At 38.2% G+C, this 14,701-nt stretch carries 16 protein-coding genes and 1 pseudogene; 10 read left to right on the plus strand and 7 right to left on the minus strand.

The features are described from left to right. Positions 1–13: 13 nt before the first annotated feature. From H0Z31_11080 to H0Z31_11090, 3 genes are all read left to right on the plus strand, one after another. Positions 14–913 carry a fumarylacetoacetate hydrolase family protein gene (locus tag H0Z31_11080; protein MBO8177984.1) on the plus strand — a complete coding sequence of 300 codons (900 nt, stop codon included), beginning with the start codon at positions 14–16 and terminating at the stop codon, positions 911–913. 93 nt (positions 914–1,006) lie between these two features. Continuing rightward, entirely contained in the window at positions 1,007–1,357 is a 351-nt protein-coding gene (locus tag H0Z31_11085) for a YisL family protein (protein ID MBO8177985.1), read from the plus strand. Positions 1,358–1,535: 178 nt separating this feature from the next. Then, positions 1,536–4,466, plus strand: coding sequence for an EAL domain-containing protein (locus tag H0Z31_11090; GenBank protein MBO8177986.1), 2,931 nt, complete (start codon positions 1,536–1,538; stop codon positions 4,464–4,466). Positions 4,467–4,537: 71 nt separating this feature from the next. On the opposite strand, the gene H0Z31_11095 is transcribed toward H0Z31_11090, so the two are convergent. Next, complete coding sequence (locus tag H0Z31_11095) at positions 4,538–5,104, minus strand: DUF2777 domain-containing protein (GenBank protein MBO8177987.1); 567 nt, start codon at positions 5,102–5,104, stop codon at positions 4,538–4,540. Between the two features lie 127 nt (positions 5,105–5,231). Here H0Z31_11095 and asnB point away from each other — a divergent pair, with 127 nt between their 5' ends. Next, positions 5,232–7,118 carry an asparagine synthase (glutamine-hydrolyzing) gene (gene asnB, locus H0Z31_11100; protein ID MBO8177988.1) on the plus strand — a complete coding sequence of 629 codons (1,887 nt, stop codon included), beginning with the start codon at positions 5,232–5,234 and terminating at the stop codon, positions 7,116–7,118. A 279-nt stretch (positions 7,119–7,397) separates the two neighbouring features. Beyond that, a complete protein-coding gene (locus tag H0Z31_11105; protein ID MBO8177989.1) occupies positions 7,398–8,816 on the plus strand; it encodes an alpha-glucosidase C-terminal domain-containing protein in 1,419 nt (472 codons plus the stop codon). Positions 8,817–8,878: 62 nt separating this feature from the next. Here H0Z31_11105 and H0Z31_11110 read toward each other — a convergent pair whose 3' ends face one another. After that, positions 8,879–9,742: an SDR family oxidoreductase gene (locus H0Z31_11110; GenBank protein ID MBO8177990.1), complete on the minus strand. Its 864-nt coding sequence runs from the start codon at positions 9,740–9,742 to the stop codon at positions 8,879–8,881. A 251-nt stretch (positions 9,743–9,993) separates the two neighbouring features. Between H0Z31_11110 and H0Z31_11115 the strand changes: the two genes are divergently transcribed. Next, complete coding sequence (locus H0Z31_11115) at positions 9,994–10,158, plus strand: hypothetical protein (protein ID MBO8177991.1); 165 nt, start codon at positions 9,994–9,996, stop codon at positions 10,156–10,158. A gap of 38 nt (positions 10,159–10,196) precedes the next feature. On the opposite strand, the gene H0Z31_11120 is transcribed toward H0Z31_11115, so the two are convergent. Further along, entirely contained in the window at positions 10,197–10,328 is a 132-nt protein-coding gene (locus tag H0Z31_11120) for a DUF3941 domain-containing protein (protein ID MBO8177992.1), read from the minus strand. A gap of 63 nt (positions 10,329–10,391) precedes the next feature. Further along, positions 10,392–11,249, minus strand: a complete 858-nt coding sequence (locus H0Z31_11125; GenBank protein MBO8177993.1) for a DegV family protein — start codon at positions 11,247–11,249, stop codon at positions 10,392–10,394. 80 nt (positions 11,250–11,329) lie between these two features. Here H0Z31_11125 and H0Z31_11130 point away from each other — a divergent pair. Beyond that, positions 11,330–11,419, plus strand: a pseudogene (locus tag H0Z31_11130) (DUF2179 domain-containing protein). A gap of 58 nt (positions 11,420–11,477) precedes the next feature. Next, positions 11,478–11,846 carry a hypothetical protein gene (locus tag H0Z31_11135; protein MBO8177994.1) on the plus strand — a complete coding sequence of 123 codons (369 nt, stop codon included), beginning with the start codon at positions 11,478–11,480 and terminating at the stop codon, positions 11,844–11,846. Positions 11,847–11,941: 95 nt separating this feature from the next. Here H0Z31_11135 and H0Z31_11140 read toward each other — a convergent pair whose 3' ends face one another. The 3 genes from H0Z31_11140 to H0Z31_11150 all read right to left on the minus strand — a co-directional run bounded on the left by H0Z31_11140 (position 11,942) and on the right by H0Z31_11150 (position 13,216). Further along, entirely contained in the window at positions 11,942–12,136 is a 195-nt protein-coding gene (locus H0Z31_11140) for a DUF3813 domain-containing protein (protein ID MBO8177995.1), read from the minus strand. Between the two features lie 2 nt (positions 12,137–12,138). Beyond that, the gene (locus tag H0Z31_11145; GenBank protein MBO8177996.1) at positions 12,139–12,291 is read right to left on the minus strand and encodes a hypothetical protein; all 153 of its coding nucleotides are present in this window, start codon (positions 12,289–12,291) and stop codon (positions 12,139–12,141) included. Positions 12,292–12,400: 109 nt separating this feature from the next. Next, positions 12,401–13,216 carry an HAD family phosphatase gene (locus H0Z31_11150; protein ID MBO8177997.1) on the minus strand — a complete coding sequence of 272 codons (816 nt, stop codon included), beginning with the start codon at positions 13,214–13,216 and terminating at the stop codon, positions 12,401–12,403. A gap of 167 nt (positions 13,217–13,383) precedes the next feature. On the opposite strand from H0Z31_11150, the gene H0Z31_11155 reads away from it, so the two are divergent. Together H0Z31_11155 and H0Z31_11160 are read left to right on the plus strand one after the other, a co-directional pair. After that, positions 13,384–14,172 carry an alpha/beta fold hydrolase gene (locus H0Z31_11155; protein ID MBO8177998.1) on the plus strand — a complete coding sequence of 263 codons (789 nt, stop codon included), beginning with the start codon at positions 13,384–13,386 and terminating at the stop codon, positions 14,170–14,172. A 95-nt stretch (positions 14,173–14,267) separates the two neighbouring features. After that, a complete protein-coding gene (locus tag H0Z31_11160; GenBank protein MBO8177999.1) occupies positions 14,268–14,576 on the plus strand; it encodes a metal-sulfur cluster assembly factor in 309 nt (102 codons plus the stop codon). The last annotated feature ends 125 nt before the right edge of the window (positions 14,577–14,701 follow it).

The raw sequence follows: 14,701 nt of genomic DNA on the forward strand, positions 1-14,701 counted from the left end.
AGGGGTGGGAGAAATGAAATTTTGTTCATTTTTAGTCGAAGAGGAAGTTCATTACGGAGTCGCAATTCCCGAACAAGGAATCGTCTGGGATTTGACAGTATTACAACAACAGGCAGATACAGAACGTTCCTACGTTTCCCTTTTTGAAGGAATTCAGCACGGAGAGGAATTTTTGCACTGGGTAAACGAATTAATGTTGTATGGTGAACAGCTTCAAAATACTACCATCGCTCAACATGCACTCAGTGAAATTCAATGGCTGCCTCCAGTTATTCCTCGGAAAAATGTGATGTGTGTAGGAAAAAATTATCGGGACCATGCGATTGAAATGGGAAGTGAGCAGGACATACCGCAAGAATTAATTGTATTTACCAAAAATCCGACAGCTCTTATTGGTCACTGTACACCAATTGATGCGCATCAAGGGGTCACGAGCGAAGTCGATTATGAAGGGGAATTAGCCGTAGTAATCGGGAAAAAAGGAAAAAACATTTTAGAAAGTGAAGCGCTCCAGTACGTTTTTGGCTATACGATAATCAATGACGTAACAGCAAGGGATCTTCAACAACGCCATCAGCAATATTTTATTGGAAAGAGTCTCGATACGTTCGGTCCTATTGGTCCATGGATTGTCCATTCGAGCGAAATCGAAAATCCCAATGCCTTACATATCGAAACGAGAGTAAATGGGGAGATACGACAATCTGCTTCAACCGAACAATGTTTGTTTTCCATTCAACAAATTATTTCTATTCTTTCAAAAGGAATGACATTAGAACCAGGAGATATCATTGCGACAGGAACACCTTCAGGGGTTGGGAAAGGATTTCAGCCACCAAAGTTTTTAGTTTCTGGTGATCGAATTGATATTTCGATTGAAAAGATCGGTACGTTATCCAACCTTGTTAAATAACTGTCAATACTTTTGTTCAAGTGGAAAAAGTAAATATGATATGATAAAAAAAGTAGCAATTTATAAAGTAGCAATCTAAAAGGAGGAACATACATGACACATGCCCATATTACCGCATGGTTATTAGCCATCATATTATTTTTTGTTGGCATCAGCTTACATAATCAACAAAAGGATAGAGCGGCAAATATCGTTCAAATGATTTTAAGAGCTCTTTACCTTGTTATATTGGTAACCGGAGGCTATTTACTCTACTTATATTCAAGCATCGATCATATGCTTTATGGAATGAAAGGATTGCTTGGCATCGTTTTGATCGGCTTGATGGAAATGGTGCTTATTCGTAAAGGAAAAGGAAAAAATATTAACGGATTGCTTATCGGATTTTTCATTGTCTTTGTGATTGTACTATTCTTAGGATTTAAGCTTCCTTTAGGGTTTTAATTTTTCTAATATAGTGAATATAACCCAAACAAAGCATCGAGTGATACTCGGTGCATTTTTATTAAGATTTACTTTCAATGAATATATCTAACCGTTCTGTAAATTTCAATAAATTTAGTATATTTCAATTAGAAAATATGGTATTTTTTTAGTAGTAAAGTAAGAAGTGGTGAATCAAATGGCAAAAACAGTTAGTTGCTTCTATAAAAACGAAGAAGAATTGCTAACGTTTATAGAACATCATGAATTAGACTTATACCCTTCTATTTTAGTACAAGCATTTGTTGGACGGTCACAGACGCATTTCATTCCTAAGTTGCAACAATTAATGAAAACTCATCTTCCGCAAGCTGTTTTTGTCGGTTGCACATCGTTTGGAGAAATCGTGGCAGGGGAAATGGTAGAAGAAAAAATCGGGTTGTCATTTACCATTTTTGAAAAAACAGAACTCGATGTACAAATGTTTGATTGTGCGTCCTATGAATCTAGTGAACAAATAGGAAAAGCGATAGCCAGGTCCCTTATTTCATTAGAGACAAAGCTCGTTCTAATATTTTGTACCTATACTGGATTACATCTTCAATCCATGCTTGACGGTTTTTACACGGAATGTAGTGATGTGATTGTTGCCGGTGGAGTTGCTTGTACGAATGGAGAGTATAATGGCGAAATGGTGTTTACTAAGGATGCTGCAACTAATCAAGGAGTTGTAGCGGTTGCTATTAATAATAAAGACTTATTCGTACATACATTAGCTAATCAGCAATGGCAACAAATTGGCAGGTCCTTTAAAGTGACAAAAGTAGACGGACATGTGTTATCGGGAATTGAACATCAGCGTCCAATTCCTTTTCTGCGCCGTTATTTAGGAACACGTTTTGTGGAGCGACTTCCTTCGTTTGGTTCGGAATTTCCTTTCTTTATTGTACGAAATGGTGAAATGAGACCTGTGTTTATTAAAGAAATTACTCCTGACGGCTCGCTATACTTAAGTATGAAATTACAAGAAGGGGAAAGTATTTCGATTGCTTTCCCGAATCTTGAAAAAATAATTGAAGTGTCGGAACGGGCGGTTAAAGAGTTAATGCAAATTCCTGTAGAGACACTATTTATTTATAATTGTGTAGCTCGTAGAGAAAGCTTTCGCCCTCTCGTTCAACAAGAATTACAGATTCTCCGGCAACTCGTTCCGGTAAACGGCTTTTTCTCATGTGGGGAAATTGCTGTAGTCGATAACAACTCTCCTCCGAGACTACTTTCTCAGGCATTAACTTATGTTGCTATTTCGGAATCGAAGGAAGTGAAGAAGAGGAAAAAAGAATTTGATCCTTCGTTCGTATTAACTCCGGAGTTAAATTCCATGATCGCGCTAACTCATCTTATTAATGCTTCCGCGGATGATATTCATGCGCTAAATAAAAACATGGTTATTTCTGAAGAGTATTATCGTTCGTTATTTGACAACAATACAGATTTTATCTATTCCACCGATTTAAAGGGACGATTTACTAGTATCAATTCGACATTCATTCATACTTTCGGTTATGGGGAAGAAGAGATTATCGGAAAATCTGCTCTTCAATTTATTCGTAAAGAAGACATTCCACGAGTGAAACGGCATTTTTACGGGGCGAAAAAAGGGATAGAGCAAGTATATGATATACATATCCCAACGAAACGAGGGGACATGCCCCTTTTTCAAATCAAGAATATTCCAATAACGATCAACGGAAAATGCGTCGGTATATACGGAGTCGGTCGGGATATTACCGTGCAGCGGAAAAATGAAGAACGAATTGTTCAATTAGCGTATTATGACAAGGAAACCGGTCTTCCAAATCGGACCAAATTTACAGAACGATTGGAAAACACGATCGGACGAGGGAAACACCAAGCCTGTGCAGTCATGTTTTTAGATGTAGATCGATTTAAATTTATAAACGATACGTATGGACATGTTGCCGGGGACGAACTTTTACGGCAGATTGGTGAACGAATTAAGAGCGCTTTACCAACGAATGCCTTTTTAGGTCGCTTTCATAGTGATAAGTTTTCGATCTTCATCACTTCATTTGGAAGTCGAGACGATCTTTTAAGCATTGGAGAACAAATCTTTACTGTCGTTCAAAAACCGTTCTACGTTGGGCAACATACGTTATATATAACAGTCAGTATTGGCGTTAGCGTGTATCCACAAGATGCTCATGATGCGGTTACCTTGTTCAAACATGCCGATGTGGCCTTAAGTAAAGCAAAACAGAGCGGGCGAAACGAAATCGTCCTCTTCTCTCATGAAATGTATGAACACATGGTTCAACGAGTACAATTAGAGAATGAATTACGAAATGCGATAAAGGAACAACATTTATCGATTGTATATCAACCGATTGTCTGTTTTCAAACAAACTTATGGATAGGGGCCGAGGCTCTTATTCGCTGGCATCACCCAAAACTTGGGCCTATTTCTCCAGCCCAATTTATCCCGATTTCAGAAGAGACAGGAATGATTAATGAAATTGGAAACTGGGTCCTTAAAGAAGCTTGTCGGCAAACAAAACAATGGCACGACGCTGGCTATAATCATTTATCAGTGTCTGTCAATGTGTCTGCGAAACAGTTCCAACAGCTTTATTTTACGGATATCGTGTACGAGACATTACTCGAAACAAAACTACCTCCAAATCATTTACAGCTGGAGTTAACGGAAAGCGTCATGATCGATGATTTTCAACACGCGACCAAAACGTTTGAACAACTGCAAGAGATTGGTGTGAAAATCTCGATTGACGATTTTGGTACTGGTTATTCGTCTTTAAACTATTTAAAAAATTTGTCGATCAATAACTTAAAAATTGATCGAACGTTTATTCAACACATTGGAGAAAGTCGAAAAGATTATGCCATTGTACAATCAATCATCATGATGGGGAAAGGACTAGATATGTCCATTACCGCTGAAGGAATCGAAACAAAAGATCAGTTTGAATTATTACAAGCAAGCGGTTGTCAATACGGACAAGGTTTTTATATTTATCCGCCATTAAAGCCGAATGATTTTCTTAACGAATTTCAAAAATTATATCGGTCTAAGCAGTCGATTGAAAAATAAAAAAACGAATGGCTTCCTAAGTAAAGGAAGGTCATTCGTTTTTTTATAACCATACACCTTAGGGGAAAAAACTATTTACGATTAAATTTTTCAATGACAATACGTTTGCCCGTATTCAATGTATATTCAAAACGATCTTGCTTTTTCTTTCCATAACTAAAATGATGATGGACTGCACATACATTTTCCGAGTTGTCGAAAATCAATATATTGAATCCTTGCTTAATCGAATAATTTTGCAGATAGGCTAGATGGTTATGACAATAGATGCAATCATAGATAGAAAAATTCATTGAATTTAAAGTGGTGATAAATTGAATGAAGGCATCATCATCGATTTCTTCTAATAATATTTCTAACGAGTATATTAGGTGTTTTCGAATACGGAGTTGATCATTATCTTGTAATGAGATCGTTGTTCCTTTTAGTTGCACCGTTGCATCTTGTTGTAAAATTCCTCGTACCCATTTGTTTGCACGTAAAACTTCTACTTCCTCGGTTACATATTGGTTAAGTAGAATCGCTTCGTCCCCTTCTTCATCAAAAAAAATCCACTCATCATTAATATATTCGACGGTTCCTTCAGTAAAAGCTCTCGATTGGTGTTCAATTAGTTGTAACCGTTGTTGATGATTCATTTCTGATTCTCTCCTTACGAATCTGTCTATCCATGTTTTTGACCAATTTCATCCATTTCATACAATCATGTGATGGTTTTTCATTGTCTATGATTAACTATTTCTAGACGAATGCATATGATGAAACATGTTCACATACCTAAAAACAAGAGGTGATGATTTTTTGTGCGGAATTACGGGATGGATTAATTTTAAAAGAGTGTTAACGAATGAAATGGACAATTTGCAACGAATGACCGCTACATTAACAAAGCGTGGCCCTGATGATACAAACTACTTTATTGATCAACATGTTGCTTTTGGTCATAAGCGTTTAATTGTCGTTGATCCAATCGGCGGAAAACAACCGATGGAGAAACACCATCATAACAAATTGTTCGTTATTTGTTATAATGGGGAATTGTACAATACAGAAGATTTACGGAAAGATCTCCTTACTAAAGGATATTCTTTCAACGGTCATTCTGATACAGAAGTTTTGCTTACAAGCTATATTGAGTGGCGTGAAAAATGCGTGGAATTTTTAAATGGAATTTTTGCTTTTGCGATATGGGATGAAGAGAAAAGTCAAGTATTTATCGGGCGTGATCGTCTTGGTGTTAAACCTTTATTTTATAGCGTGCGAGGAAACGACGTTTTGTTTGGATCTGAAATTAAAGCGATTTTACAACATAAAGAGGTACAGCCCAAACTGGACCGTAACGGATTGTCAGAAGTGCTTGGGTTAGGTCCTTCAAGAAGTCCAGGAACAGGTGTGTTTGTTGGGATTGAAGAACTGCGACCAGCACATGCGATGACCGTCTCGCCGACAGGAGTAAAGGTGTGGCGTTATTGGAATGTTCGTAGCAAGTACCATCGGGATACATTGGAAGAAACGGTTGAACATGTTCGCTTTTTATTAACTGATTCAGTGAAAAGGCAACTTGTATCGGACGTTCCGCTATGCACATTTTTATCAGGTGGAGTCGACTCCAGTGCAATTACCGCTATTGCTTCAAATACATTTCAGGAGGAAGGAAAAGGAACACTTCATACGTATTCCATTGATTACGAAAACAATGATGAATATTTTCAATCGAATGTATTTCAACCAAATGCTGATCAACCTTGGATTGAGTTAATGAGTCAAGCGTTTCAAACGAATCATCATCGTTGTGTCATTTCTCAAGAACAGTTGTTTAAAGAACTCATAGAAGCGGTCGAAGTTCGCGACTTACCTGGAATGGCGGATGTCGATTCGTCCCTATTGTGGTTTTGCCGAGAAATAAAAAAGGATTTCGTTGTAAGCCTTTCAGGGGAATGTGCTGATGAAATTTTTGGTGGCTATCCGTGGTTTCATCAAGTAGGGACTGAGAATAATCATAGTTTTCCGTGGATGCGTTCGGTCAACGAGAGACAACGGTTGCTAAACGATAAATGGAGTCAAAAGTTAAAGCTACAGGACTATATTCAACAAAAATTTAATGAAACGATACATGAAACCCCTATTCTAGATAATGAATCCGAAGTCGAACGGAAACGAAAAGAATTATTCTATCTAAATATAATCTGGTTTATGACTACGTTACTCGACCGAAAAGATCGAATGAGTATGGGAGCAAGTTTAGAAGTCCGCGTCCCGTTTGCTGACCACCGTCTTGTAGAATATGTGTGGAATATTCCATGGGAATGGAAAATGTACGGCAACCGGGAGAAAGGAATTTTACGAAAAGCACTAGAAGGAATTTTACCAGAAGACGTGTTGTATCGGAAGAAAAGTCCCTATCCGAAAACGCATCATCCGAAATATACTCAACTCGTACAATCATGGTTAAACGATATTTTACAAAATTCGTCAACCGTTTTATATGAATTGTTTGATAAGAAGCAATTACAAGATCTTGTGCAATCAAAAGGAAGTTCGATTCAAGTGCCGTGGTTTGGACAATTAATGACTGGTCCGCAACTATTAGCTTACTTTGGACAAATCCATGTCTGGTTTGAAAAATATCATATTCAGTTGGTGGAAAGTTAAGTACGAAACTGTCCAGTGAGGCAGTTTTTTTTTGGGGGAATGTGGTATATAGCTTGAGATTTAACTGAAAAAGAGAATTTATTACCGATTTTTGTTTGACGGCACGTTCGGAAACAGCTAATCTTAAATACGAAGTGACAATACGGGTAGGAGGAATATAGGGTGAAACGTTTGATTTGGTTGTTTATCACCTGTTTAATCGTCAGTATAACAAGTCCGGCCTCTGCGCAACAACTTAACGAGGAACGGAACTGGCGAGATGAGAGCATTTATTTTATTATGATTGACCGTTTTCATAATGGTGATCGTTCAAATGATTATAATGTTAATACAGAGGATCCGTATGCTTACCAAGGGGGAGACTTTCAAGGAATTATTGACCAGTTGGATTACATTCAGGAGATGGGATTTACAGCGATTTGGCTCACGCCGATTATGAAAAACGTGGACGGTGGCTATCACGGATATTGGGTCGAAGATTTTTATGATACGGAAGAGCATTTTGGTACCATTGACAAATTTAAAGAGCTAGTAAACGAAGCCCATGCTCGTGGAATCAAAGTGATTGTCGATTTTGTAGTGAATCATGTTGGTCCGAATCACCCATGGCTTGACGATCCTGAAAAAAAAGATTGGTTCCATGAAGAAAAAGAAATTATTAATTGGAACAATCAAGAGGAAATCGAACAAGGTTGGATTTTTGGTTTACCTGATTTAGCGCAAGAAAAAGAAGAAGTTCGGGATTATTTAATTGACGTAGCAAAGTGGTGGATTGAAGAAACCGATATTGATGGCTATCGTTTAGACACCGTGAAGCATGTACCGATTGAATTTTGGAAAGAATTTTCGAAAGAAGTGAAAGCCGTAAAAGATGACTTTTTCTTGTTAGGGGAAGTTTGGTCGAACGATCCTAGTTATATTGGCCAATATGAACAAGCCGGGATTGATGGGTTTGTTGATTATCCATTAAACAAGCCATTACGGAACGTATTTGCAAAACCAGATGTGCCTTTAACCTCCATTTTTGATCAGCTGGCGCAAAATGAACAATATTATGAAGAGCCGTATTTAATGGGGGCGTTTCTCGATAATCATGATCTACCGCGTTTTACAAGGGATATCGTCCTTGAAAAACAATATCCAGGTACACGCTGGAAACTTGCCTTAACGTATTTGTTTACTGGTCCTGAAATCCCGATTGTGTATTATGGTTCCGAAATTGCGTTAGATGGAGGGGAAGACCCAGACAACCGTCGTTTTATGAGCTTCCGGGCGGATAAAGAATTAATTGACTATGTTTCTATCCTCGGACAAATTCGACAAAACTTTCCGGCTTTAACAAGAGGAACGTTTGAAGTTTTATTTGATGGAAATGGGATGGCTGTTTATAAGCGGGAATACGATGGACAAACCGTTGTCGTAGCTATCAATAATTCCAGTCAATCGAAGTCGGTCACATTAACAGCGGAGCAACTCGAAAATAATAAAGAATTGCGCGGAGTGATTTTAGAAGATTTAGTCCGTTCCAAAGACGGAGAGTATACGATTATTCTTGACCGCGAAACGGCGGAAGTGTATGTTTTAGAAGATAAAACTGGCATCAATTATCCGTTTATTATTACTTTAGCGTCGGTTTATATTTTATTTATTATTTTTATTATAATCGTAACAAAAAGAAGAAAGCGTAAAACTTCATAAGAAAAAATAGAGTTGGGAATCAGGAGGTTGATTCCCAACTCTATTTTTGTTAGGAATTAATTTTACCCATTGACAATCTCTCCGCCGTTGATGTGCAAAATTTGTCCCGTCATGTAACTAGAATCTTCGCTCGCTAAAAAGACAAAAGCAGGTCCAAGTTCGTACGGTTGTCCCGCTCGCTTCATCGGAGTATTACTGCCAAATGTCGCTACTTGTTCACTTGGAAATGTCGATGGGATGAGGGGAGTCCAAATCGGCCCTGGAGCAATCCCGTTCACCCGAATACCTTGAGAGATAAGTGAAAGGGCTAATGAACGAGTAAACGTAACGATGGCTCCCTTCGTTGCCGAATAATCGATTAATTGTTCGTGCCCTTTATAGGCGGTGACCGATGTCGTATTGATAATAACATCCCCATTTGTTAAATGAGGAACGGCGGCTTTTGTCATAAAAAAATAGGAGAAAAAGTTCGTTCGAAACGTGCGTTCTAATTGTTGCGCGGAGATCTGCTCAATCGATGACTGCGGATGTTGCTCTGCGGCGTTATTGACAAGAATATTTAGCTTCCTATAATGAGTCACCGTCTGTTGAACGACCTCTTTACAAAACGTTTCACTCCCTATATCACCGGAAAAAAGGAGACATTGCTTCCCCATTCCTTCAATGATGGTTTTAGTTTCATTCGCATCGTTATGTTCATCAAAATAAACAATGGCGATATCAGCCCCTTCTTTTGCCATATAAATGGCCGCTGCTTTTCCGATACCGCTATCTCCTCCTGTAATAAGAGCTACCTTTCCAGCTAATTTTCCTTTCGTTGGATCATAGTCGACAAAACTCGTCGGCTTCGGATTCATCTCCGATTCTCGGCCAGGTTGACGATCTTGATGTTGTGGGGGAAAGGTTTGAGTATTGGAATTATTCATATGTACACACCCTTTCTATTTACGTTTGTTTTATATTGTGACGAACGAGTAGAAGTTATTTATCGAAATGACATTTTGTAGAGGAGTAGAAAAATACAAAGGTTCAATTAAAGAGAGAGATGGTCTAAAGATAGGAAAGGGAGTGGTGCTGATTGAACGCTATTCATGAAGCATTCCAACAATTGCATTACTAAACTCGATGATGAATACCCCCTATCCTAAGGCACATTTTTAAAATAAGGCTATGTTATATGTCATTGTTGATTTTTAGCAAGTTATTCACACGGCGGCGACTCCAGCGGGAACAAGAAGCCGCAAGACCCTTACTTGAGCGTTGCGAGGGAAGCGGCTTGCACCTTGCCCGCGGAAAGCGTCCGCCACAAGCGAAATGTATAAATATCAACTGTATCGTTTAACAGAGCCAAAAATAAAAAAATCACCTATAGGGTAGTCCCTATAGGTGATCGGTTTTTTTCGAATATTGCCATTTTCCAGCTTGACGATTTTTTTCCCGTACCATATTTTTTTCGTGGCGTAACGCTTGATTGTCCTTTGCTTTTTTATCATTATCGGATGTATGTGGCATTTGACCCCTCCTCAAGTTTGTGCTTGCGTTCTGTAGTGTACCCAAAATAGGAGGGGGTATCCATTAATCCATTTGGTTTAAGAAAAAAACAGCAAGAGTCCCTGGACCGGCATGAGCCCCAACAGCTGAACCGATCATTTGGATATAAAATTTGGACGTGCCGAATTCATCTTGAATCATTTGTTTTAATTGTAGGGCGCTTTCTTCATCGTCTCCATGACTAATTCCGATGAGTTGTTGGTCGAGTTTGTCTCCACGTTGTTTCATGAGCTCGATGATTGTACGGAACAGTTTTTTTCGGCCGCGAACTTTATCAATTGGAATTAATTTTCCGTCTTCTACATGTAAGATCGGTTTAATATTGAGTAAGCCGCCGATAACCGCGGATGTTTTGGATACACGTCCACCTTTAGCTAAATAATCTAAATCTTCTACGGTAAAAATATGTTCCATGTGTTGACAGCGGAATTGTACTTCTTTTATAATTTCATCTTTCGTAGCCCCTTCTTTTATACGGTTAGCGGCATGTAGGACAACTAAACCGTAACCAATGGAAGCACATTTCGAATCGATAATGTCTAAATCAAGATCAGGATAATCTTCCTTTACTTGATCACGGATCATAACCGCTGTTTGATAGGTTCCAGAAAGTTCGGAAGAAAAAGCAATATAGAGTCCTTTTTCCCCTTTCTTGGCTAAGTCAGTAAAAAGCTCCATTAACAATTGAGGAGAGGCTTGGGACGTTTTTGGCACGATGCCATTACGAATGGCCTCAAAAATTTCTTTACTTTGAATCGTTTTTATATCTTCATACTCGTGATCGTTTAAATGCACACGGAGTGGAATTAATGTGACTTGATGTTCTTCAAAAAAAGATAATGGTAAATCACATGCACTATCTGCGAATAATTGGAATGACATACACTTCACCTTTTCCTATCGTTTGATAGTATAAGTGTAACGATTTTGTCTGTAAAAATAAAGAGGTATGTAAGGGAGTTTTAAAACAAATTATTCAAAAAGTCGACCCACACGCATTCACCAATATTGTTCAAACAACAGGCATTTTTGGATTTTTCCGTAGGGACTAATTTTTGACGTTGTTGTACATACTATACAGTGATAGATCCTCATAAAGGAGGAACCAAGATGAGGAATCCGTATATCATTGCCTGTTTACTCTCCGTCCTTCTATTTGCTCCCTCCGTATTTTCCAAACAATCAGGAGCTTTTCGAAATATCCAGATTCATTACAACGGAACACATGTGGTCATTAAAGGAGAAGCATGTTTAAAAGAGGGCCTGTTTTTTTATACAGTGGAAGATGGACATTACGTCTTTGTGGAAGAAACACTTGTTAAAGTGAATAAAAAAGCTCCGAATTGGAGTCCTTTTTCCATAACTCTTTCAAAAGATAAAATCCCTAAGCTTAAGAATGTGATGCTCGTTTTATACGAGCGAAAAATTGAAGATGGAACGATAATAAATGAAACGGCCATTCCGTTACCAAATAAGTAAAACGGCGAAAGGTTGCCCTTCGCCGTTTTTTGCATATTCTAAGCATGTGTAAATAATGGTGTGTTCAGGCAAACAGGAAATTGGGGGAATTCCTTTTAAAGTGACTCTAATTCGTTTTGCATTTCTCGAAGTTGGCGCTGTTCCGCTATTGTCGAATTGGCAAATGCAGAGGACATAGCGTTTTTAGCCTTAGCAGTGGCCGATTGTTTCAACGATTTGTCTTCAGTAGACGCAGCTCTTTTTGCTTGTTCAGTTAAATTTCGGGCTTGTTGAAAAAGCTGATTCCCCATTCTTATATGCCTCCTAAAGAGGACTCGTGAACGCTAGCCATTTTCTTAGCTTCTGCTTCAGCATAGGAAATATAATAAGGGATTCGTTCATCGTGTTTCTTGACAGTGTTTTTACTTTGTTGTACAAAACGTTTCGATTTATTGTTTTTGCCCATGCGAATCACCACCTAAAGATGATCTTGAACACTTGTTTGAAGCGTTCATTTATTAGTATGGTTCGTCAAAAAAAATTCAATATGGTTAAATAATGGGAATGTCCTTCGTTTACTTTAAATGTAAGTATGATTGTAAAAAATTAGCGATTCCATCTTCTTCATTCGTACCTGTTATCTCGTTTGCAATAGCTTTTAATGGTGCAATTCCATTTCCCATCGCCACCCCAATTCCTGCATACTCAATCATTTCTAAATCATTGTCTTCGTCACCAAAGGCAATAATTCGCTCTTTTGGAATTCCGTAGTAATCAGCCACTTTTTTAATTCCAACTGCTTTATTAAGTCCTGATTTTACGATCTCGATGACATGCCAAGGAGCAGCCCAACGCCGGTGGTCGATAACTTCTGCATGGACTTTGTTTAAATGTTCGCGAATGGATGTCACATCTTTTTCCGAAGCATGAATAAGTAAACAAGTTGGAGAGTCTTGTAAAAACTTTCGCAAATCCCCAGTTGTAATCGTTGGATTTCCCAGGCTAAAAATGTCTAAAAGCTTCTCGTCATGATAATGGAAGTATACTTCATCCATCACTTCAGCAATAATATTATGGAAATTAAATTGATGGCACGCATCAACGATTTCTTTCGTTATGTCAATCGATAAAGGATGGTGGAACATCCCCCAATCGTTATGTAGCGGATGGTGTACAAAAGCTCCATTAAAATTCACAATAGGAGTGGTTAATCCGAGCTCACGGTAATACATTTCGCTAGCTCGGTACGGTCTTCCGGTAGCAATCATGACTAGATGTCCATTTTCTTTTGCTTTTTGAATCGTTACTTTTGTTTTGGCGGAAATGGTCTTATCATCCTTCAGCAATGTTCCATCTAAATCAAGTACGATTAAATGAGTATTTTTCCCCATACTGTCTCCTCGATTTCATTTTAAAATTTCTTTTTGTACCGTAAGTGTATCGAATGGTGCCTACAAGGTCTATATCGTTAACAAAATATTTAAGGAGTATTTACATGTACATTATACCAAAAATAGGATAAGATGAAGTAAAACATGTAAATAGGGAGAGAGTTTACGTGATTGGTGTAACAAAAGAAGTCATCAACGGAAAGCCATTACTGCATGTTGCGAATCAGCAACACTGGACTGAATGCTTACCAACAATCTTTTTTATCCATGGCTTTACAAGTGCAAAAGAACATAATTTACATTATGCTTATCTTTTAGCCGAAGAAGGGTTTCGTGTGTTCTTACCGGATTGCCTTTATCATGGTGAGCGGTCCGCCGGGTTTACAGAACAAGAACTGAATTTTCAATTTTGGAATATTGTCATACAAACGATTCATGAACTGAAAGAATGGAAAGATGTTTATGTTCATAAAGGCTTCATTGATGAAGAGCGTATCGGTGTAGCCGGCACTTCCATGGGGGGAATTGTGACACTTGGTGCACTAACTCAATACGATTGGATTCAAGCCGCGGTTAGCTTAATGGGAACACCAACTTATGAACAATTTGCAAAAATGCAAATGGACTACTTAAAACAAAAGGGGATTGAACTTCCGCTTACAAAAGAAGAGGAAGAAGCTTTTTGGGACCAAATTAGGAAGTTTGATTTCAGCCAACAACCTGAAAAATGGAACAAGCGACCATTAATGTTTTGGCATGGGGAAAAAGATGACGTTGTCCCTTATGAACCAGCCTTTAGCTTTTATGAGCAGTTAAAAGCAATGGGTTCATCGGAAAGTTTGTTAAAATTTATCTGTGATCCATCAGCCGGTCATAAAGTTACTCGCGAAGGAGTTTTACAGACGGTGGCATGGTTCCAAACCCATTTATTATCTACCTCAGTAAAAGTCGATTAACTTGTGCTTTAAAAGGGTATAACATGAAAAAGACAACATCTTTGTTCTTCTAAATATTAATTTGTTAACATGGGAATGAAAGGAGTGGAAGTTCAGTGGATCAAGATTTACGTGATAACATTATGGGCGCGTTAGAACAAGTGGTTGACCCAGAGCTAGGAATTGATATTGTTAACTTAGGTTTAGTATACGACCTTGAAATGGATGATGATGGTAAATTGACGGTGACCATGACATTAACGTCTATGGGTTGTCCGTTAGCAGGAACCATTGTGGATCAAGTAAAAGCTGCTGTGAGTGATATTCCTGAAGTAAAAGATGTGGACGTAAATATTGTTTGGAATCCACCTTGGTCTAAAGATCGTATGTCCCGTTATGCGAAAATTGCTTTAGGTATACGATAAAACCTATCGGATGAATGAACTGCACCCCTTAAAGTAGAGGTTGAAAAACCCCCTAATGGGCAACATTTACTTTAAGGGGTGATTTTTATGGCCAAAAAAGGGCAGAAGTTCCAAACATACACATT

Source organism: Bacillus sp. (in: firmicutes), from assembly GCA_017656295.1.
In the GTDB taxonomy this organism is placed as follows: Bacteria; Bacillota; Bacilli; order Bacillales; family JACDOC01; genus JACDOC01.

Coding starts and splice junctions, on each gene's coding strand:
- H0Z31_11080 (MBO8177984.1), top strand. CDS start 14: ATGAAATTTTGTTCATTTTTAGTCGAAGAGGAAGTTCATTACGGAGTC.
- H0Z31_11085 (MBO8177985.1), top strand. CDS start 1,007: ATGACACATGCCCATATTACCGCATGGTTATTAGCCATCATATTATTT.
- H0Z31_11090 (MBO8177986.1), top strand. CDS start 1,536: ATGGCAAAAACAGTTAGTTGCTTCTATAAAAACGAAGAAGAATTGCTA.
- H0Z31_11095 (MBO8177987.1), bottom strand. CDS start 5,104: ATGAATCATCAACAACGGTTACAACTAATTGAACACCAATCGAGAGCT.
- asnB (MBO8177988.1), top strand. CDS start 5,232: ATGTTCACATACCTAAAAACAAGAGGTGATGATTTTTTGTGCGGAATT.
- H0Z31_11105 (MBO8177989.1), top strand. CDS start 7,398: ATGATTGACCGTTTTCATAATGGTGATCGTTCAAATGATTATAATGTT.
- H0Z31_11110 (MBO8177990.1), bottom strand. CDS start 9,742: ATGAATAATTCCAATACTCAAACCTTTCCCCCACAACATCAAGATCGT.
- H0Z31_11115 (MBO8177991.1), top strand. CDS start 9,994: ATGTCATTGTTGATTTTTAGCAAGTTATTCACACGGCGGCGACTCCAG.
- H0Z31_11120 (MBO8177992.1), bottom strand. CDS start 10,328: ATGCCACATACATCCGATAATGATAAAAAAGCAAAGGACAATCAAGCG.
- H0Z31_11125 (MBO8177993.1), bottom strand. CDS start 11,249: ATGTCATTCCAATTATTCGCAGATAGTGCATGTGATTTACCATTATCT.
- H0Z31_11135 (MBO8177994.1), top strand. CDS start 11,478: ATGAGGAATCCGTATATCATTGCCTGTTTACTCTCCGTCCTTCTATTT.
- H0Z31_11140 (MBO8177995.1), bottom strand. CDS start 12,136: ATGGGGAATCAGCTTTTTCAACAAGCCCGAAATTTAACTGAACAAGCA.
- H0Z31_11145 (MBO8177996.1), bottom strand. CDS start 12,291: ATGGGCAAAAACAATAAATCGAAACGTTTTGTACAACAAAGTAAAAAC.
- H0Z31_11150 (MBO8177997.1), bottom strand. CDS start 13,216: ATGGGGAAAAATACTCATTTAATCGTACTTGATTTAGATGGAACATTG.